We start from the raw sequence: 19,986 nt of genomic DNA on the forward strand, positions 1-19,986 counted from the left end.
GTTTTTACCATTTTACTCTAGGCCGCAAGCCGAGCCATTTCGCCAACTGTGCGAATTTAGTGATACAAAAAAGCGGAGCCAGCAGGCTCCGCTTTTTACTATGAGAACGCGAGTTCTAGCATTACTTCTTAGTAAGCTTCTCTTTGATACGAGCAGCTTTACCAGATAGGTCGCGTAGGTAGTACAGTTTGGCACGACGTACTGCACCGCGGCGTTTCACTTCAATGCTAGCAACTACTGGAGAGTGAGTTTGGAACGTACGCTCAACACCTTCACCGTTAGAAATCTTACGTACAGTGAATGCAGAGTGTAGACCACGGTTACGGATTGCGATTACAACGCCTTCGAAAGCCTGTAGACGCTCACGGTCACCTTCTTTTACCTTAACTTGAACAACAACAGTGTCACCTGGTGCAAATTTAGGTAGGTCTTGCTTCATTTGCTCTTGCTCAAGAGCTTTGATGATGTTACTCATTTTTAAAATTTCCTAGAATAAACTGATACTAAATTAAATAGGTTACTTACGCTTAGAGTGAGTTTCTTCAATAAACTCGGCAAGTAATTGTTCCTGTTCGTCAGTCAGAGCTAGGTTTTCCAGGAGCTCTGGTCTTCTTTGCCAGGTACGGCCTAACGACTGTTTCAGTCGCCAGCGACGAATTTCCTTGTGGTTGCCTGACATCAGCACCGCAGGTACTTGTTTGTCATCCAACACTTCAGGACGCGTATAGTGAGGGCAATCTAACAAGCCATTGGCGAAAGAATCTTCTTCCGCTGACGCAAAATCCCCAAGTACGCCCGGAATAAACCGAGACACTGCGTCAATTAACGTCATGGCTGGCAGCTCACCACCCGTCATCACAAAATCACCAATTGACCATTCTTCGTCAACTTCTGCTTGAATGACACGCTCATCTATCCCTTCGTAGCGACCACAAATCAGTAACATGTTCTGATTGGTTGACAGTTCTTCTACGCCTCTTTGGTCGAGTTTGCGACCTTGAGGAGAGAGATAAATGACTTTCGTCTTACCCGGTGAGGCTTGTTTGGCTGCATGAATGGCATCGCGCAAAGGCTGAACCATCATCAACATACCGGGGCCACCACCGTAAGGTCTATCATCAACAGTGCGATGTTTGTCGTGAGTGAAATCGCGAGGATTCCATGTCTCAATCGACAGTAGACCTTTCTTAACCGCTTGACCTGTTACTCCAAAATCGGTAACAGAACGGAACATTTCAGGAAATAGGCTAATAATGCCAACCCACATGTGTATCTCGCTCTGAGGTTTTGGAGCTTAGAATCCAGGATCCCAGTCAACTTCGATCCGTTGAGCTTGGCGATCAACGTTAATGATCACTTGCTCTTCAAGGAACGGAATTAATCGTTCCTTCTGCCCAAAAGCATCTTTTAGATTTGCTTTAACCACCAGAACATCGTTGGAGCCCGTTTCCAGCATGTCTGTCACGACACCCAGATCGTAACCTTGTGTGGTTACTACGTTCATTCCAAACAATTCTCGCCAGTAGAACTCATCTTCTGACAATTCTGGCAATACAGCAGGGTCAATGGAGATTTCAAGGTTGGTCAGCAGATGCGCATCTTCACGCACATCAATACCGTCCAGCTTTACCACCATACCTTTGTTATGGCGTTTCCAGCTTTCGACCTTGTACTCGACCCACACGCCTTTTTGGTTAATATACCAAGGGCTGTAATCAAATATGCTTTCGGCATTGTCTGTGTAGGAAAAAACTTTGAGCCAACCACGAATGCCGTAAGTAGAACCAAATTTACCAACTACAATTCGTTCTTCACTCATTGTTTCTTTACCTTTCATCGACATAACTAGTTTCTAAATTAAGCCGCTTTTTGAGCGTCTTTAACTAGCTTAGCAACGCGGTCAGATAGAGATGCGCCTTGACCAACCCAGTGGTTAACGCGATCTAGGTCGATACGTAGACCTTCTTCTTGGCCTTGTGCAGTTGGGTTAAAGAAACCCACTTTCTCGATGAAACGGCCAGTTGCAACATTGCGGCTGTCCGCTACTACGATTTGATAGAATGGACGCTTTTTCGCGCCGTGACGTGCCAAACGAATGGTTACCATGTCGTCCTCTTTGCTTTCTCAAAAATAAAATTAACCCCAGAAACCATCTATCACTAAACAGTTTGGGGTCTCGTGCCAAAATAAAGCTCCGGAATTTTACTCTTATTGCGAATCAATGCAAGGGGAATAGCCATTTTTTCGCCAACATAAGTTGCAATTCAAGTTTGTGATGAAGATAACAGCTTGAAAGATGGGGAGGGAGAGCTCGAGCAGAGTTTTGGGTTCTAGCGCTTTGGTCGCTAGAACCCAGTGTGGTTTAGCGGCCGAATGGGTTGAAACCACCGCCGCCCATGCCACCCATCATGCCCTGCATATTGCGCATCATGCCTTTGATGCCGCCTTTTTGCATTTTCTTCATCATCTTCTGCATTTGGGTAAATTGCTTAAGAAGACGGTTGACATCTTGCACCTGAGTACCAGAACCCGCCGCGATGCGCTTCTTACGCGAGCCTTTGATCAGATCAGGGTTTTGACGCTCTTTCATTGTCATCGAGTTAATGATGGCTTCCATCTGCTTGAACATCTTGTCATCGACTTTGTCTTTGATGTCTGAAGGCAGCTGCGACATGCCCGGTAATTTGTCGAGCATACCCATCATACCACCCATGTTTTGCATCTGGCCAAGCTGCTCGCGGAAATCTTCTAGATCAAAGCCTTTCTTCTCTTTGAACTTCTGAGCGAGCTTTTGTGCTTTTTCATGGTCGACATTACGCTGCAGATCTTCAATCAACGACAGTACGTCGCCCATCCCCAGAATGCGTGACGCCACACGATCCGGATGGAAAGGCTCTAGCGCGTCGGTCTTTTCACCCACACCCAAGAACTTAATTGGCTTACCAGTAATATGGCGCACAGAGAGCGCCGCACCGCCGCGAGCATCACCATCTACTTTAGTCAGGATCACGCCGGTTAATGGCAGCGCATCACCGAAGGCTTTCGCGGTATTGGCCGCGTCTTGACCCGTCATGGCATCAACCACAAACAAGGTTTCGACTGGCTTGATGGCCGAGTGAAGTTGCTGAATTTCCGCCATCATGGCTTCATCAATCGCTAAACGGCCAGCGGTATCGACGATCAAAACATCGAAGAATTTCTTCTTCGCGTGATCAATGGCGGCATTGGCGATATCAAGCGGTTTTTGATCCGGTGAGGATGGGAAAAAATCGACACCGATGTCGCTTGCCAAGGTTTCGAGCTGTTTGATCGCCGCAGGGCGGTAAACGTCGGCAGAGACGACCAAAACTTTCTTTTTATCGCGCTCTTTTAATAGCTTAGATAATTTACCGACCGAGGTGGTTTTACCCGCACCTTGCAAACCAGCCATTAGAATCACGGCAGGAGGCTGGGCAGCAAGATTAAGCGCTTCGTTCGATTCGCCCATCACCGCTTCAAGCTCACCTTGCACGATCTTGATAAACTCTTGCCCCGGAGTGAGTGATTTCGACACTTCCACTCCGACCGCTTTTTCTTTCACGCGTGCAACAAACTCACGCACCACTGGCAAAGCGACATCCGCTTCCAGTAGAGCCATACGCACTTCACGTAGGGTATCTTTGATATTGTCTTCTGTCAGACGACCTTTGCCGCTGATATTCTTCAGCGTTCTGGATAATCGATCCGTTAAATTCTCAAACATGCTTATCTCTTCGCTTAATCCGGCGATAAATTGTCGTGAGTATACCTTAGCCGATCGTCTAGAGATACCCGCGAAACCGCTCTAATCAACACTATTGGGGGTAAGTTATTAATTTCAATATCTCAACTCTCACCATTGTTGATGATTGAACGTAGCCCCGAACCAAGTTGCAAGGTATACTTGCCCCATTCTTTTTGCCAACTTTCGGATATATGGACAGCATAATTGCCATCGGTGCGACGATTCTTTATGGATTAGCGATTGCGACCATAGTACCCGGGCTTTACCACCAAACGGGGATTAAAGCCAAAACGGTACTGGTGAGCGCGGTTTTAGCGCTCTGTTTTCACGCTTGGCTGTTGAGCGATCTGATTTTCGATGGTTACGGACAAAATCTCAGCATCTTGAACGTCGCGTCTCTGATCAGTTTCCTCATCTCGCTGGTGATGAGTGCGGCGATGCTCAAAAACCGCCTGTGGTTCCTGCTGCCCGTGGTCTACAGTTTTGCGGCCATCAATCTTTCCGCCGCGACGTTTTTACCCAGCACGTTTATTAAGCACTTGGAAAATGATCCCAAGTTGCTGATCCATATCTCTCTGGCGCTATTTTCCTACGCAACACTAACCATCGGCGCCTTGTATGCGTTACAGCTGGCTTGGCTCGATCATAAATTGAAAACCAAGAAAGCTTTGGCGATCAATCCTAATTTGCCACCCTTGATGTTGGTAGAGCGTCATTTATTCAAAATTATTCTGATCGGCAATCTTCTCCTCACACTGACGCTCATCACCGGATTTGTGTTTGTGCAAGATATGTTTGCCCAAGGGAAAGCGCACAAAGCGGTGCTCTCCTTTATTGCTTGGATTGTCTACTCGATTTTATTGTGGTGCCACTACCAACGAGGCTGGCGCGGGAAAAAAGTCACTTGGTTTGCGGTGGCGGGAGCGACCCTTTTGACACTGGCTTATTTTGGCAGCCGCTTTGTGAAAGAGATTATTCTGAGATAGACGTGACGCCACTTTTGACAAGCAAAAGTAAAATCTTTTATGCGACGTTGACACTAGAAACGGGTTCAGTCATTAATTAATCAAGCTAACCAAAAGGAAATATTGAGTTTTGGACGACATATCTACGGGTATCTTATTTGCGCTACTCGCGTGTCTTATCGTTATTTCGGGATACTTTTCCGGTTCAGAAACAGGGATGATGTCACTGAACCGCTATCGGTTAAAGCACCTTGCCAATACCGGACATAAAGGAGCGAAACGAGTAGAAAAGCTCCTAAGCCGCCCCGACCGTCTTATTGGTCTGATCCTGATTGGTAACAACCTAGTCAATATTCTTGCTTCGGCCATCGCCACCATTCTTGGCATGCGTTTGTACGGCGATCTTGGGGTCGCCATTGCCACAGGGGTATTAACCTTGGTGGTGCTGGTCTTCGCCGAAGTGACACCAAAAACCGTTGCTGCGCTCTACCCTGAACGTGTCTCCTATGCCAGTAGCATACTCTTGCTACTGTTGATGAAAATCCTCTCACCGCTGGTGCTGTTGGTGAATTTTATTACCAACGGTTTTATCCGTTTGCTCGGCCTCAAGGCAAAGCATAACGGTGAAGATCACTTAAGTTCTGAAGAACTTCGTACTGTGGTGAATGAAGCCGGTAATCTCATTCCACGTCGTCACCAAGATATGCTGGTCTCTATTTTGGATCTTGAACATGTCACGGTGAACGACATCATGGTGCCACGCAACGAGATCACCGGCATTGATATCAATGACGATTGGAAATCGATCGTACGCCAGCTCACACATTCTCCTCACGGACGCATCGTGCTGTACCGCGATAAAATTGATGAAGCGGTCGGTATGCTGCGCCTGCGTGAAGCCTATCGCTTGATGCTGGAAAAGAACGAGTTCAATAAAGAGACGTTGCTGCGCGCCGCTGACGAGGTCTATTTCATCCCTGAAAGCACACCTCTGAACGTACAGTTACTCAAATTTCAGCGTAACAAGCAGCGAATTGGCCTGATTGTTGACGAGTATGGCGACATCATCGGGCTAGTGACTTTAGAAGATATTCTCGAAGAGATTGTTGGCGAGTTCACAACCTCGATTGCGCCTAGCCTGTCTGACGAAATCACCCCACAAAACGATGGTAGCTTTCTCATTGAAGGGGCAACTAATATTCGTGATATCAACAAAGGACTGAAGTGGAAACTGCCTACCGATGGCCCGCGCACACTCAACGGCCTGATCCTTGAGCATTTGGAAGAGATCCCCGAAAGTCACCTCAGCGTGCGGGTTGCAGGACATCCGATGGAAATCGTCGCACTGGAAGAAAACCGAATTAAGCTGGTGAAAGTATTCCCTAAACGCAAACGAAAAAGCAGTTAAGTTATTTTTCACAATGCCAAAGTATAAGGCCCAGAGCATCGCTCTGGGCCTTATATTTTGTCTATTAACTCAAATAACTCAAAACGAACTAGTCGACTTTTAACTCTTTGAGCATCTCGGCTGGCAATGCTAAGTCATCGTTTTTATTGACTGAGATACCCGCGGCGAGAATGTTGCTGGCGATCTGTTTTGCCTCTTCCAGCGAGTGCATCGCCGCCGTACCACATTGGTACTCGTTCAGCTCTGGGATCTTGTTCTGGCTTTCTACTTTCAGCACGTCTTCCATCGACGCTTGCCACGCAGCAGCAACGCTTTGCTCTGTCGGCGCACCAATCAGGCTCATGTAAAAACCGGTGCGACATCCCATTGGCGAAATGTCAATGATCTCTACACTCTCTCCATTGAGGTGCTTGCGCATAAAGCCCGCATACAAATGCTCTAAGGTGTGGATCCCTTTTTCCGACAAAATGTCTTGGTTTGGCACAGTAAAACGCAAGTCAAACACGGTAATGGTGTCGCCTTTTGGCGTTTGCATGGTTTTGGCAACACGCACGGCCGGTGCCTGCATTCTCGTGTGATCGACGGTAAAACTATCTAATAACGGCATTGCATCTCTCCTGATTGCATCGTCCCTACATTGCATGAAGGACGTGACTGGCTCACTTAAACTCTAAAATAGCCAGCTTCGGTTATCTTCCAACTCCTGGCGACACTGTTTCAGTTGCCAGCCATACTCTTTCGCTTGTTGCTCTACTTTGCGTGCCACCTGCAGCAGCGCAGGCTTCTTCTTATGCGTATTGCGCTTAAAACCACCACGCCCTTCATGATACGCCAAATATTGATGATACGGATCCCACAGTGAAATGCCTAGTTGCTTGCGCGTTTCACTGGTGTACCAACCAATAAACATCAAAGAGTCGTCGAAATTGGTGCGCGAACCACCGTGCCCTGTCGCTTGCTGAAAGTCTTCCCAAGCCGGATCTTGCGCCTGAGCATAACCATAGGCACTGCTCACATGTCCCCAAGGAATAAAGCCCAGTAGATAATCTTTCGCTGGCCGCGCGTCGTGGCGAAAAGCACTTTCCTGTTTGACAAACGCCATCGCAACGTGAATAGGCGTGCCCCACTCTTTTTCCATCTCCAGCGCATCTTCATACCAGCCCGGCTTTTGCCGAAAGATATCACACAGATTGCTTTGCTGAGTCGGTGGTGTAGTCGCGCATCCTGTCATCATCCCAAGCACAACGAATCCCAACGCTCGCACTTGCGTGCTCCAGGTGCGGCTAAAACTATTTAAGGTAGGCAAAATAGGCATCGAGGAAAGCATCAAAATCCTGTTCATCGGCTTGTTCAGCCTCTTGCTGTTTACGGCGCGACTCGAGCACCTCTTGTTCCATCTGCTGCTGAGTAAAATGGCGATACTCATGAGCCAAATTGCTTTCGCGATACGTATTGCCCAAGGCACATCCGGTGCTGCCTAAACCGCCCTGCTGCTGAATAAGATCCAGTAGCTGGGCAGAGAGGGTACGTTCAGGATGCTCAATCCATGCTTCTAATGATTGACACACCGCACTGTAAGCTTGGGTACCAAGAGCGCTATCCATCACTTCCGCCACGAGGCGCAACTCAGCAAACACGCGATGAGCCCAAGTTTGCAAGGTGAGTTTCTCTCCTTTGCAACCAATTTGCAGCTCCAAACCATACTGACGCCCAGAGGTCACCACTTTGTTCCAGTTCTCACGCCAGCACGCCAGCTCGCAGTTGTCCATCGGATCAGAGTCGGTCAGCGCCGCCCAAGTGAGGAAGAGATCCAAGAAGCGCACTTGTTCCTCAGTCACACCCACCGGGCTAAATGGGTTGACATCCAACGAGCGCACTTCAATGTACTCGACTCCGCCACGCGCTAACGCTTCTGACGGTTTTTCTCCCGCACGCGTAACCCGTTTAGGGCGAATCGGTGCGTACAACTCATTTTCAATTTGCAGCACATTGCTGTTCAATTGACGATATTCACCATCAACTTTTACACCCAATTGCGCGAATTCAGCAGACGGAGTACGAATCGCTTTCCCCAGTCCATCGAGGTATTCTTCAATGCTGTTAAAGCCAATTTTCAAGCCACTTTGCGCACTGTTGGTATAACCCAAATCACTTAAGCGCAGAGAAGTGGCGTGCGGCAAGTAGAGCGTTTTGCCGATGTACTCGAACGGTAATGTGGTTTTACGACCTTGCAAAAATGATGAACACATGGCTGGTGAAGAACCAAAGAAATAGGGGATCAGCCAACCAAAGCGGTAGTAGTTGCGGATCAGGGCAAAATAAGCCGCCGATTTGCTCTCTTGACGCTCTGCATCCTCTTGCTCGCCATACAGTGCATCCCAGAAACTCTCCGGGAATGAGAAGTTAAAATGCACCCCAGAAATAATCTGCATCAAGCTGCCATAGCGACGTTTCAGACCTTCGCGATAAAGCGTCTTCATTTTGGCTGAGTTGGAAGTCCCGTATTGTGCCAGCTCAATCTGATCTTCGTTCTCCACATAGCAAGGCATCGACATCGGCCACATCTTCTCATCACCCAGTTTCGTTTGGGTGAAGTGGTGAATATCGTGAAGCTGATTCATCAGCTCATCAATGTCATGCGACACTGGCGTGATGAACTCCAACAACGACTCGGCAAAGTCGGTGGTGATCCATTGGTTAGTGAAGGCAGAGCCGAGCCCTTGCGGGTGCGGCGTAGTGGCAATTCGCCCTTGCTGACTGTAACGCAGCGTTTCTCTTTCCACACCGCGGCCAAACTGTTTGAACACTTCAGGGTTTCGTGCAACTAACTCGAGTCGCTCAGCAAAATCAGTCAAAATGAGATTCACTTATGTCAGAAGCTTGCAGCAGCCAGTGTGCAAACTGAATTGTCGGAAATTGCATTGGTCTGGATACCCTTCTGCCAGCAAAAGGGTATCCAGACCAACATCATGTAGCGGGAGTCTCCCCCCGCTACTAAATGTGTACTCTATCGGATGATTTCAAGCTCTTCTATCTCTTTATTCAACTTTTCCAGTTGCGGCCGAAGCGTTTTCGCATCGCCCACCACTATCATTTGATATTGAGACGGATCAAACCATTTCGCAGATAACTCATTGAGCGTTTGCTTGCTCACTTGCTCCACTAAAGCATTACGCTGTTGCAGGTAGTCCTCATCCAAGCTGTAGGCCAAAATGTTGCCAATCAGCCCCGCTTTTTGCCCCGGAGTCTCGTACTTCAGCGCATCTTGTTGGCCAACCGCTTGACGCATGAAAGCCAGTTCCTCATCCGACATACCTGAGAGTGAGAACTCACTCAGCTCATTCTCCATCTCCATCAGTGCTGCAACGGTGGCATCGGCTCGAACCTGAGCGTCAAACACCACGACGCCAGTTTCAAGATTGCCGGAGAAATAGCCTTGAGCGCCATAGGTATAACCTTTGTCTTCGCGCAGGTTTTGATTGAGACGGCTGTTGAAATTGCCCGCCAAGTTGAAGTTGGCTAACTGAGCGAGGAACATTTCCCCCGTGGCATCATAAGGCAGGCCGAGTCGAACCATGCGAATGACGCTTTGCGGTGCCCCCGGCTTGTCAACCAAATAGATCTTGGGCTCAGTCTGCGCTTTAACTACTTGCGGACGATACAGCGGTGCAGCGTCGTCTTTCCACGCTTTCCAAAAGGCCAACTGTTTGCTCACGTCTCGCTTGCTCAGATCGCCGACCACCACAATTTGTGCGCTCTGCGGCGTGTAATGAGACTGGTAGAAGGCTTTCACATCGTCGAGTGTCAACGCTTGCAAGGAGGCAAGCGTGCCATCACTGGAACGGGCAAATAAGGTATCGCCAAACATCACTTGGCGAGTGGCTTGTGACGCCATCCAGCTCGGTTGCTGCTGTTGATACACCGCCCCTTCAATCATCTGTTTCTGCGCACGGGCAAAATCTTCTTCTTTGAAAGCGGGCGATTGAACCATTTCTTGCAAAATCTGCAGCGTAGCCGGGAGGTTTTTCTCCAATGCAGACAAAGTAACATTGGTGGTATAACGCTCTGCCGAAACGGAAATGGTGCTGCCAAGCTTATCGAGCTCCGCCTGAATCTGCTCCGCGCTGCGCTTGCTGGTCCCTTCGTGCAACATCGCCGCGGTTAACTTGGCAAGCCCTTCTTGGCCTTTCGCCTCGAAGCGGCTTCCGGCCGGAAACTTAAACTGCATCAACACCGTTGGGGTTTCATCGCTCACGGCTCCGAGCAGTTCACTGCCGTTGTCAAAATGCAGTTTGTAGAGCTCTGGCATTTGCGCTTTGACTGGTTCACCAACGGGTGGCATTACCGAGCGGTCAAAATCATCCTGCGCTTTACGATAAACCAATTGATCGTCGCTAATTTTCTGATATTCCGGCAGAGTGCGAGCTGGCGTAACAAAGTTGGCTTTTTGAACCGCCAAATCGGTGCGTCCTTTGGGCACCACACTTAAGGTCACCTTGTTTTTGCCAGCAATGAAGTCCTGATAGGCCTGATTGACTGACTCTGGTGTCACCGCTCGCAGTTGATCAAGCTGATATTCAATGCGATCGGGTTGACCAAAGAAGGTTTCATTGGCTGCAAGTTGACTTACTTTACCGCTGACACTTTGCAAAGCAAATACGGCATCCGCTTCCGCTTTGCCAGTAATTTGCTCTAAACGGCTTTGATCTGCTCCTTTCTGCTCAAATTGCGCCAGTGTCTGCATCAACTCTTGGTAGAGTTTACTCAGATCGCCTTTCTCTCCCGAATCGCCCATCGCATACACGTAAAACGTGCAAGAGAGTTCAGCACAATCTTGAAATGCACCCGCGTCAACCGCTTTTTGCGTCTTGATCAGGTTTTGATAGAGCAAGCTATTATTCCCTGAGCCAAGCAAACTCGCCAGCGCATCCAATGAGGCTTGATGTTCTTCGCCATTGTAAGTTGTCGGCCAGCCAATCATCACCATCGGCTGACGAATGCGATCTTCTAAAGTGATAAAGCGGTTTTCGGCCAGTGTGGCAGGTTGCTTCGGTGCGTTTTCTACCTCTGGACCACGGGGAATCGAGCCAAAATATTTGTTCACCCACTGCAAGGTTTGCTCGGTATCAATGTCACCACCAATGGTGATCACCGCATTGTTTGGCCCATACCAGCGTAAGAAGAAGGCTTTTAGATCATTGACATCCACACGGTCAAGATCTTCAACATAACCAATGGTTTGCCAAGAATAAGGGTGACCTTCCGGATACATGGCTTCGGCCATGCGCTCCCAAATCAAACCATAAGGACGGTTGTCATAGCGCTGCGCACGTTCGTTCTTCACCGTATCTCGCTGAATCTCAAACTTACGCTGAGAAACTGCATCGAGAAGAAAGCCCATACGATCCGACTCCAACCAGAGCATTTTCTCTAGTTGATTGGCTGGGACGGTTTCAAAATAGTTAGTTCTATCACGGTTAGTGGTGCCATTGAGGCTGCCGCCCGCTTCGGTAATGATCTTAAAGTGCTGCTGATCGCCCACGTTCTCAGAACCTTGAAACATCATGTGCTCAAAGAAATGAGCGAAACCCGATTTTCCGACCTCTTCACGAGCCGATCCCACATGGTAAGTGACATCCACATGCACTAAGGGATCAGAATGGTCCGGAGAAAGAATCACCGTTAAACCATTGGCAAGGCGATATTTTTCGTAGGGAATTTTGACCTTGCCAGATTGCGCTTCTGATTCTTCAACCAATGTCACGCCTTCAGGCAGCGAGGAGAAAAAGGGCACGGAAACCGATTTTACCGACGCACAGCCTACCAGCACGAACAGCGAGCAAGCACTTAGCATAAATTTTTTCATGCGTTTTCCTTAGAACAAACCGAAATAGAGAGCCGCCAGCACGCTGTAACGGACGGCTTTGCCCAGCGCAATCAGCGCTAGACAAGGAAGAAATTTCATACGTAGCCAACCAGCCGCCAAACAGAGCGGATCACCAATCACGGGCAACCAACTGAAAAAAAGCGCGACATATCCATAGTTGGAGAGCCACCTCATAGCGGTATGACCTTGTTTTTCTTGCTGAGTTCGATTCGGTAGTAAGTAACCCAGCCAATAATTGCTCAGCCCACCGAGGGTATTGCCCAGCGTGGCGATGAAAATCACCTGAACAACTGGAAACTGCTGCAAAGATAAGGTCGCGATCAAGCCTGCTTCTGAACCACCGGGCAGCAAGGTGGCACTTAAAAAACCAGTGAAAAAAAGCACCCAAAGGGCAGAATCAGAAAACCACAAGGCAAACTGAGCGAAACCTTGGTTAAAGGCATCTAGCATTGCATATCAAGCAGCACCTTGCCTCGCGTGTGCCCTGATTCGATCTGTTGGTGCGCCGCAGCCACTTCTGTCATGGGAAATACCTGTTGAATTTCGCTTTTCAACAGACCAACGCCCACCATATACAGCAGGGTGTTTAACTGCTCCGGAGTGGGTTCAACCAACATACCAGAGGCCTCAAAACCGAGCATTTTCGCTTTTTCGCAGATCATCTCCGCCGTCAACGTGGGCACAGTGATGACTCGCGCATTGTCCTTGAGACATTTGAGCGCATCCAAGGCGACTTCGCCACCGACGAGATCGATCAACACGTCAACTTCCTGAAGGCGCTCAGACGCAGGAGCAAACTGGTAGTTAATCGCGTGTGCGCCTAGTGTGGCCATGTAATCAAGATTTCGTTCACTACAGGTGGTGTACACTTCCGCTTTCGCTGCCACGGCAATTTGCACCGCAATGTGGCCCACGCCTCCTGCCCCGGCAAGGATTAAGACCCGGTCCCCTTCTTTGACGCCCGCTTTATTGATTGCCTGAGCCGCCGTTTGCCCGGCTAACGGCAAGGCTGCCGCCGCTTCCAGCGTCACCGAATCGGGTACTCTGCTCAATTGGCACTCGTCTACACACAGATACTGGCTGTAACCCCCCCCTTGCAAAGGGAAACCCACAAAGCCTGCGACGGCATCTCCCACGGCAAAATTATGGGCACCATCACCACAGCTCACCACTTTGCCGGCAATGTCATAACCCGGTGTCCAAGGCAGTTTGTCTTTGTTTTGCGCGGCGGCCCAACCTAACCCAGCTCGAGTTTTGACGTCGATGGGATTGACTCCGGCAAAAGAGACTTTCACCAATACCTGCCCAGCTTGGGGCTGAGGCACCTCAGAACTACGTATTGCCAGAACCTCTGGTCCACCAAATTTGCTAATGACGATTTGCTTATTTTCCATAATAGGCATTCTCTACCGATAAAAAGAAGGGGATGCGAAAGCATCCCCTTGACTATAAACCATTTTGTTTCTTGGCGTTAACCGTGAAAAGACAATTTGACCGACATTTCACGTAACACAGTGTTAACCCACTAACGCCAACAAAATCCCTGCGGCTACCGCACTACCAAGTACACCTGCCACGTTTGGCCCCATCGCGTGCATCAGCAAAAAGTTCTGCGGGTTGGCCTCAAGCCCGACCTTGTTCACCACCCGAGCCGCCATAGGCACGGCCGACACCCCAGCCGCACCGATCAGCGGGTTGATGTCTTCTTTGGAAAACTTGTTCAGCACTTTCGCCATTAAAACCCCTGCACCAGTGCCGATGCTAAAGGCCACCGCTCCCAACGCCAGAATACCGAGCGTTTCAAGGTTGAGGAACTTATCCGCCTGAAGCTTCGAGCCCACACCAAGACCAAGGAAGATGGTCACGATGTTGATAAGCTCGTTTTGCGCTGTCTTAGACAAACGTTCCACCACACCAGCTTCGCGCATCAAGTTTCCTAAACAGAACATACCCACTAGCGGTGTCGCCGAAGGTAAAAACAGGATGGTCATCAGCAACACAGCTAGGGGAAAGAGAACTTTCTCGATTTTGCTCACATGACGCAACTGCGCCATTTTGATCTTCCGCTCTTCCACCGTGGTCAGTGCTTTCATGATCGGTGGCTGTATGATCGGCACCAGCGCCATGTAGCTGTAGGCAGCCACCGCAATCGCACCCAAGAGATCAGGGGAGAGTCGGCTAGCGAGGAAAATCGCCGTCGGGCCATCAGCACCACCGATAATCGCTATCGAAGAGGCATCCGCCATGGTGAACTCCATGCCCGGTACATAGTTGAGCAAAATCGCACCAAATAGGGTGGCGAAAATACCAAACTGCGCCGCAGCGCCCAAGAGTAGCGTTTTCGGGTTTGCGATCAACGCACCAAAGTCAGTCATCGCTCCCACGCCCATAAAGATCAGCAATGGGAACACGCCCGTCTCAATGCCGACGTGGTAAACGTAATAGAGCAAACCACCCGGCTCGGTAAAACCTGCATTGGGGATATTGGCCAAGATGGCGCCAAAGCCGATCGGCAATAAAAGTAAGGGTTCAAAGCCCTTACTGATCGCCAAAAACAGCAGCAAGCAGCCAACGGCGATCATGCAGATCTGGCCAAACTCAAAATGCGCGATCCCCGTTTCAGACCAGAGAGTTAATAATCCGTCCATGGTTCTCCCTTATGCCAGACTCAGCAGTGGTGCGCCAACAGTGACGGAATCCCCTTCTTTTACATTGAGCTCTTGCACAATGCCGCTGCGGGCAGCGCGGATTTCCGTTTCCATCTTCATCGCTTCCAAAATCAGCAGGATATCCCCCTCTTCCACCGGAGCGCCCGCTTGCACGTGCACTTTGAAAATATTCCCGGCCAAAGGCGCAGAAACGGCTTCAGCGTCCGCACTGGCTGGCAATGGTGTCGCGGGAGTCGCTCGGGCGGGGGCAACACTTGGTGTTACAGAAGTTAGCTGGCCTTCAGGTCCCACTTCAACGTGGAACACCTGACCATCCACGCGCACGCTGTAAGCTTCCACTTTGCCGTTACTTACTTTCGCGGGCGCGGCTGGTTTGACATCGTCAGCGCTTGGCATAGGCTCAAAGGCTTCTGGGTTGCCACGATTTTTCAAAAATTTCAGACCGACTTGAGGGAAAAGTGCATAGGTGAGCACGTCATCCACACTCTCTTCAGCCAAACGAATGCCTTCAGCCTTCGCTTTTGCTAGCAGCTCGTCCGTCAACGTCTCAAGCTCGGCTTGTAACAAATCCGCCGGACGACACACCACTGGCTCTGCGCCATTGAGAACACGCGCTTGCAATTCAGCATTGACTGGTGCAGGTGCTGCGCCATATTCCCCTTTCAGAACGCCCGCCGTTTCTTTGGTGATGCTCTTATAGCGCTCACCAGTGAGCACGTTGATCACCGCCTGAGTGCCGACAATCTGCGAGGTAGGTGTGACCAAAGGGATAAAACCCAGATCTTCACGCACACGAGGGATCTCTTGTAGTACTTCGTCAATGCGATCCGCTGCGCCTTGCTCTTTGAGCTGGCTCTCCATGTTCGTCAACATGCCACCGGGCACTTGAGCAATCAGAATGCGCGAATCCACCCCTTTCAACTGACCTTCAAATTTTGCGTACTTTTTACGCACCTCACGAAAGTAAGCCGCAATAGGTTCGAGCTGTTCAAGCTGCAAATTGGTATCTCGCTCGGTTCCTTGAAGCATCGCCACCACCGTTTCTGTGGGCGTGTGACCGTAAGTACAGCTCATTGAGGAAATCGCAGTATCGAGAATATCGATGCCCGCTTCGACCGCTTTTATCGCCGTTGCCGTTGAGAGACCAGTAGTCGCGTGGCAGTGCAGCGCGAGTGGGATGTCACAAGACGCTTTGATGCGCGTAATCAGCTCTTGCGCTTCATACGGCTTGAGCAAACCCGACATATCTTTAATGCACAGCGAATGGCAACCAAGATCTTCGAGACGTTTAGCGAGATCGACCCAAGTGTCCGCATTGTGTACTGGGCTTGTGGTGTAAGAGAGTGTACCTTGTGCATGGGCGCCAACATCAATGGTTGCCTTGACCGCCTTTTGAAAGTTGCGTACATCATTCATCGCATCAAAGATACGAAAGACATCCATCCCATTGGTATGTGCGCGCTCGACAAACTTTTCCACCACGTCATCCGCGTAGTGACGGTAACCCAATAGGTTTTGTCCACGCAGTAACATCTGCATTGGCGTGTTTGGCATCGCCTTTTTCAGTGCACGTAAACGTTCCCAAGGGTCTTCTCCTAGAAAACGGATACAAGCGTCGAACGTTGCACCGCCCCAGGTTTCTAACGACCAATAACCCACTTTGTCTAACTCAGCTGCGATAGGCAGCATATCTTCAATACGCATACGCGTAGCAAACAGTGACTGATGGGCATCACGAAGTACCACATCGGTAATAGCTAGTGGTTTAGACATGCTCATAAACTCCTTTTAATCCTTTCATTTGCTACTTTGCAATCGAGGCGCGATGCTGTTGAATCGCCGCAGAGATTGCCGCCACAACCTGTGGGCTGACAGTGGATGAGGTTGATTGATTTGCTTTAGTCGTTTTCGCTGCAACGAGCTTCTCTGGTACTTCTTGTGGTACCAATGTCGACATGAATCGAATAAGAAAAATAAGAATGGTGAGAAAAATAAACACGACCCCCATCCCTGTAACCATCAGGGTGGCCGCCTCTATTAATTGGCTTCCAATATTTGTCATTTTGCTTCCTTTCTGTGTCATCCTGACAACATCAGAATCGCTATTTCAGCACTTCTGATTAACCGATTATCTAGATCGGTTAAATTTTGTCAATTTTGTTTAATAAAGGTTTCCGAACAGCCCACAACACAGGTTGTTTTTTCACCACACAGATCACATAACTTGAAACAATTAGCCACTTTTTTCTGATTTAAGGTGGACATTAGCCACTTTACTGTAGTGAAAGCACTAAAACTGCGATGAAGCTAAAGAAAAGAGAATAACTATTTGAAAAATAAGAAAAGTAAAAGCAGGGAAATTTAACAAAATAGCAACAAACAACGCATTCATTGAGTGGCAAAGCGCTGGGAAATCGCCTTAATCGAGAAGAGTGAATCGAAGCGCAAATCAAACCGCTTGCAGCGAGAGAAAGAATAAGTCGGTTAGCAGGAAAAGAAAAGCCTCGCAAACTGCGAGGCTTTGTCAAAATGGCGCGCTCGAGAGGATTCGAACCTCTGACCGCCTGGTTCGTAGCCAGGTACTCTATCCAGCTGAGCTACGAGCGCGCAATAATTTGTTTTCACCTCCACACTTTTCCTAGAGTAAGAAAAGTGGCGCGTCCGAGAGGATTCGAACCTCTGACCGCCTGGTTCGTAGCCAGGTACTCTATCCAGCTGAGCTACGGACGCGCAGGTGTTTGATATCGACACAAAATACTGAGTCGCTATCAGGAACCAAAGTCCCTTAATAATGGCGCGCTCGAGAGGATTCGAACCTCTGACCGCCTGGTTCGTAGCCAGGTACTCTATCCAGCTGAGCTACGAGCGCGCAATAATTTGTTTTCACCTCAACACTTTTCCTAGAGTGAGAAAAGTGGCGCGTCCGAGAGGATTCGAACCTCTGACCGCCTGGTTCGTAGCCAGGTACTCTATCCAGCTGAGCTACGGACGCGCAGGTGTTTGATATCGGATTTCCAATATCAGGAACTGACGTTCCTATATACGTGAGAAGAATGGCGCGCTCGAGAGGATTCGAACCTCTGACCGCCTGGTTCGTAGCCAGGTACTCTATCCAGCTGAGCTACGAGCGCACAATGTTCTCTGCAGAAAGAGATGTGAAGTCTATCACAAACAATTTCTTTTGGAACAAAAAAATTGACTCAGTTGTCAATAAATGGCGGTGAAGGAGGGATTCGAACCCTCGATACGGGATAAACCGTATACTCCCTTAGCAGGGGAGCGCCTTCAGCCTCTCGGCCACCTCACCGTTTTTGTTCCGATTTACGATCTGGCGCGCTCGAGAGGATTCGAACCTCTGACCGCCTGGTTCGTAGCCAGGTACTCTATCCAGCTGAGCTACGAGCGCGCATTGTATCGTAAAACGATGTTCGCAAGAATGGCGGTGAAGGAGGGATTCGAACCCTCGATACGGGATAAACCGTATACTCCCTTAGCAGGGGAGCGCCTTCAGCCTCTCGGCCACCTCACCGTCTTGCGGAGGCACATATTACGATTTACCAAAAATAAGTCAAACAATTTCTTTGAAAAAATAGCGCCCTATCGACTAACCGTTGCACATTTAACCAAAACGCATGAGAAATGAACTTTTGCTAATAAAAACTAAGCTTTTCAAGCCGATCAACAAAGGCTAATCGAGAGAAAACTTATTCACGCTAAAGTAAAAAAGGCTGACCCATAGGCCAGCCTTATTCAATCAAAGCTTCTGTTTAGTAGTTGCCAGATGCAACGTTACCAGTACCTTTTTCAGCTTGAATGCGCATGTAGATTTCTTCACGGTGAACGGATACTTCTTTCGGAGCATTCACACCGATACGTACCTGGTTGCCTTTAACGCCCAACACAGTTACTGTCACTTCGTCACCAATCATTAGTGTTTCGCCAACGCGGCGAGTCAAAATTAGCATTCTTTGCTCCTTGAGTATTCTCTAAATTTCTTGTTACGAAACTATTATCCAACAAAAGTTATATTTTCGTAAACTACCTTATTTTGGAAAATCAACCCAAAAAGGCTTGTTTCTGCTGAATGTTTAACGCTTCGTCAGAAGTAATGTAAGCATCATGCAGTACATTTGCTGCCAGATCGACACTCTCAGGAGATACAACTAACATACTGGACAACGGAGTCACCGAACAATGGTTGATACCAATCCCTTGTTCAATAAGCGCATCACATGCGTGTTGCATCAACGAGCTCGCTTCCAGACCTACGACAGTCAGCAAGCTTACTGCTTCACTATTACGGATTTTATCGCTGAAGACTAGATCCAACTTAGCACATGCATCCTGTTTTATCAGGATACCTGCCCAATCTGCTTCTTCGATCACATTCCAGATTTCGATGCCTAACATCTGACACTGCTTAGTCAGGCTAGACACCGTTTCTTTGGAGACTTTGATCAGAGCTAAGTCACGTTGTAGAGCAATACCACATACCGACTGTGTGCCTGTTTCCCCTTTCACTAAGCTGCCTTGATTGACATCAAAAGTCGAGAGAACACGTAGCGGCACACTGTGCTTCCAAGCGTATTGTACGCAAGGCAGATGCAGTACTTTGGCTCCTTTTCTGGCCATCTCTTCCATTGATGGAAAATCGATAATGTCCAGTTTCTGAGCATTTTTAACCACACGTGGATCACACGTATATATCCCATCAACGTCGGTAAAGATTTGACATTCATCTGCTGACAACGCACCAGCCAATGTCACAGCGCTGGTGTCAGAGCCGCCTCGACCTAAAGTGGTGATATCCCCATTTTCATTCACACCTTGAAATCCAGCCACTATCACAATTTGGCCTTGCGCAAGCAGTTCCATGATAGGGGCGGTATCAATGTGTTTAATCGTCGCGTCATTGTGTTGGTTATCCGTCACAATGTTCGCTTGTGCTCCGGTAAGTGAGCGTGCGGCATAACCCAGCTTATTTAGGGTCATGGCCAGCAGAGCCATAGACACTTGCTCACCAGCAGAGAGCAAAACATCAAGTTCACGAGCCGTTGGTACAGCGTCAACCTGCTTGGCCAACGCAACTAGGCGGTTCGTTTCACCCGCCATAGCAGAAACAACAACGACAACTTGATTACCATCATTTTTCGCCTTAATGATGTGTTCGGCCACAGTATGAATTGTGTCAATTGAACCCATTGAGGTTCCGCCGAACTTTTGCACGATAAGGGATTTTTTCACCAGTCTTCACCTTCCCAAGACCAAAGTCTCATTAGGACCACTTCCTATTT

Annotated in this window: 18 protein-coding genes and 8 tRNA genes; 2 read left to right on the forward strand and 24 right to left on the reverse strand. The window is 48.8% G+C overall.

Annotated features, from left to right (window positions below; all coding sequences use genetic code 11):
* Positions 1–121 precede the first annotated feature (121 nt).
* The 5 genes from rplS to ffh all read right to left on the reverse strand — a co-directional run bounded on the left by rplS (position 122) and on the right by ffh (position 3,742).
* A complete protein-coding gene (gene rplS, locus EA26_RS17755) occupies positions 122–475 on the reverse strand; it encodes a 50S ribosomal protein L19 (RefSeq protein WP_039430454.1) in 354 nt (117 codons plus the stop codon).
* A 42-nt stretch (positions 476–517) separates the two neighbouring features.
* Positions 518–1,267, reverse strand: coding sequence for a tRNA (guanosine(37)-N1)-methyltransferase TrmD (gene trmD, locus EA26_RS17760; protein ID WP_039430455.1), 750 nt, complete (start codon positions 1,265–1,267; stop codon positions 518–520).
* A 27-nt stretch (positions 1,268–1,294) separates the two neighbouring features.
* A complete protein-coding gene (rimM, locus tag EA26_RS17765) occupies positions 1,295–1,843 on the reverse strand; it encodes a ribosome maturation factor RimM (protein WP_039430456.1) in 549 nt (182 codons plus the stop codon).
* A 14-nt stretch (positions 1,844–1,857) separates the two neighbouring features.
* Complete coding sequence (gene rpsP / locus EA26_RS17770) at positions 1,858–2,106, reverse strand: 30S ribosomal protein S16 (RefSeq protein WP_011079541.1); 249 nt, start codon at positions 2,104–2,106, stop codon at positions 1,858–1,860.
* A 256-nt stretch (positions 2,107–2,362) separates the two neighbouring features.
* Complete coding sequence (gene ffh / locus EA26_RS17775; RefSeq protein WP_039430457.1) at positions 2,363–3,742, reverse strand: signal recognition particle protein; 1,380 nt, start codon at positions 3,740–3,742, stop codon at positions 2,363–2,365.
* A gap of 212 nt (positions 3,743–3,954) precedes the next feature.
* Here ffh and EA26_RS17780 point away from each other — a divergent pair, with 212 nt between their 5' ends.
* Together EA26_RS17780 and EA26_RS17785 are read left to right on the forward strand one after the other, a co-directional pair.
* Positions 3,955–4,749, forward strand: coding sequence for a cytochrome C assembly family protein (locus EA26_RS17780; protein ID WP_039430458.1), 795 nt, complete (start codon positions 3,955–3,957; stop codon positions 4,747–4,749).
* A gap of 109 nt (positions 4,750–4,858) precedes the next feature.
* A complete protein-coding gene (locus tag EA26_RS17785) occupies positions 4,859–6,136 on the forward strand; it encodes an HlyC/CorC family transporter (protein WP_039430459.1) in 1,278 nt (425 codons plus the stop codon).
* Positions 6,137–6,224: 88 nt separating this feature from the next.
* Here the strand turns inward: EA26_RS17785 and luxS are convergent, their stop codons facing one another.
* From luxS to EA26_RS17880, 19 genes are all read right to left on the reverse strand, one after another.
* Entirely contained in the window at positions 6,225–6,743 is a 519-nt protein-coding gene (gene luxS, locus EA26_RS17790; protein WP_039430460.1) for an S-ribosylhomocysteine lyase, read from the reverse strand.
* A gap of 63 nt (positions 6,744–6,806) precedes the next feature.
* Positions 6,807–7,451 (reverse strand): transglycosylase SLT domain-containing protein, encoded by a 645-nt coding sequence (locus EA26_RS17795; RefSeq protein WP_052079818.1) that lies wholly within the window; start codon positions 7,449–7,451, stop codon positions 6,807–6,809.
* Positions 7,426–8,991: a glutamate--cysteine ligase gene (gshA, locus tag EA26_RS17800; RefSeq protein WP_039430461.1), complete on the reverse strand. Its 1,566-nt coding sequence runs from the start codon at positions 8,989–8,991 to the stop codon at positions 7,426–7,428. The genes EA26_RS17795 and gshA overlap by 26 nt, the downstream gene beginning before the upstream one ends.
* Before the next feature lie 152 nt (positions 8,992–9,143).
* Positions 9,144–12,002, reverse strand: a complete 2,859-nt coding sequence (locus EA26_RS17805; RefSeq protein WP_039430462.1) for a M16 family metallopeptidase — start codon at positions 12,000–12,002, stop codon at positions 9,144–9,146.
* A 9-nt stretch (positions 12,003–12,011) separates the two neighbouring features.
* Positions 12,012–12,473, reverse strand: coding sequence for a YqaA family protein (locus tag EA26_RS17810; RefSeq protein WP_039430463.1), 462 nt, complete (start codon positions 12,471–12,473; stop codon positions 12,012–12,014).
* Positions 12,467–13,417: an NADP-dependent oxidoreductase gene (locus EA26_RS17815; protein WP_039430464.1), complete on the reverse strand. Its 951-nt coding sequence runs from the start codon at positions 13,415–13,417 to the stop codon at positions 12,467–12,469. Before EA26_RS17815 ends, EA26_RS17810 begins: the two co-directional genes overlap by 7 nt.
* A gap of 123 nt (positions 13,418–13,540) precedes the next feature.
* On the reverse strand, positions 13,541–14,671 hold the full coding sequence (locus EA26_RS17820) for a sodium ion-translocating decarboxylase subunit beta (RefSeq protein WP_039430465.1): 1,131 nt from the start codon (positions 14,669–14,671) through the stop codon (positions 13,541–13,543).
* A 9-nt stretch (positions 14,672–14,680) separates the two neighbouring features.
* A complete protein-coding gene (gene oadA, locus EA26_RS17825) occupies positions 14,681–16,465 on the reverse strand; it encodes a sodium-extruding oxaloacetate decarboxylase subunit alpha (RefSeq protein ID WP_039430466.1) in 1,785 nt (594 codons plus the stop codon).
* A 31-nt stretch (positions 16,466–16,496) separates the two neighbouring features.
* Positions 16,497–16,754 carry an oxaloacetate decarboxylase subunit gamma gene (locus tag EA26_RS17830; RefSeq protein ID WP_039430467.1) on the reverse strand — a complete coding sequence of 86 codons (258 nt, stop codon included), beginning with the start codon at positions 16,752–16,754 and terminating at the stop codon, positions 16,497–16,499.
* A gap of 468 nt (positions 16,755–17,222) precedes the next feature.
* Positions 17,223–17,299: transfer RNA gene (locus EA26_RS17835), tRNA-Arg, on the reverse strand.
* Between the two features lie 46 nt (positions 17,300–17,345).
* Positions 17,346–17,422 (reverse strand) — tRNA-Arg (locus tag EA26_RS17840).
* Positions 17,423–17,484: 62 nt separating this feature from the next.
* A tRNA-Arg gene (locus EA26_RS17845) sits at positions 17,485–17,561 on the reverse strand.
* Positions 17,562–17,607: 46 nt separating this feature from the next.
* A tRNA-Arg gene (locus tag EA26_RS17850) sits at positions 17,608–17,684 on the reverse strand.
* Positions 17,685–17,746: 62 nt separating this feature from the next.
* A tRNA-Arg gene (locus EA26_RS17855) sits at positions 17,747–17,823 on the reverse strand.
* Between the two features lie 84 nt (positions 17,824–17,907).
* Positions 17,908–17,999, reverse strand: a tRNA-Ser gene (locus EA26_RS17860).
* 22 nt (positions 18,000–18,021) lie between these two features.
* Positions 18,022–18,098 (reverse strand) — tRNA-Arg (locus EA26_RS17865).
* A 31-nt stretch (positions 18,099–18,129) separates the two neighbouring features.
* Positions 18,130–18,221: transfer RNA gene (locus EA26_RS17870), tRNA-Ser, on the reverse strand.
* A gap of 238 nt (positions 18,222–18,459) precedes the next feature.
* Positions 18,460–18,657 (reverse strand): carbon storage regulator CsrA, encoded by a 198-nt coding sequence (gene csrA / locus EA26_RS17875; protein ID WP_039430468.1) that lies wholly within the window; start codon positions 18,655–18,657, stop codon positions 18,460–18,462.
* Positions 18,658–18,748: 91 nt separating this feature from the next.
* Positions 18,749–19,936, reverse strand: coding sequence for an aspartate kinase (locus tag EA26_RS17880; RefSeq protein WP_039430469.1), 1,188 nt, complete (start codon positions 19,934–19,936; stop codon positions 18,749–18,751).
* Positions 19,937–19,986 lie beyond the last annotated feature (50 nt).

Source organism: Vibrio navarrensis (assembly GCF_000764325.1).
GTDB classification, from domain to species: domain Bacteria; phylum Pseudomonadota; class Gammaproteobacteria; order Enterobacterales; family Vibrionaceae; genus Vibrio; species Vibrio navarrensis.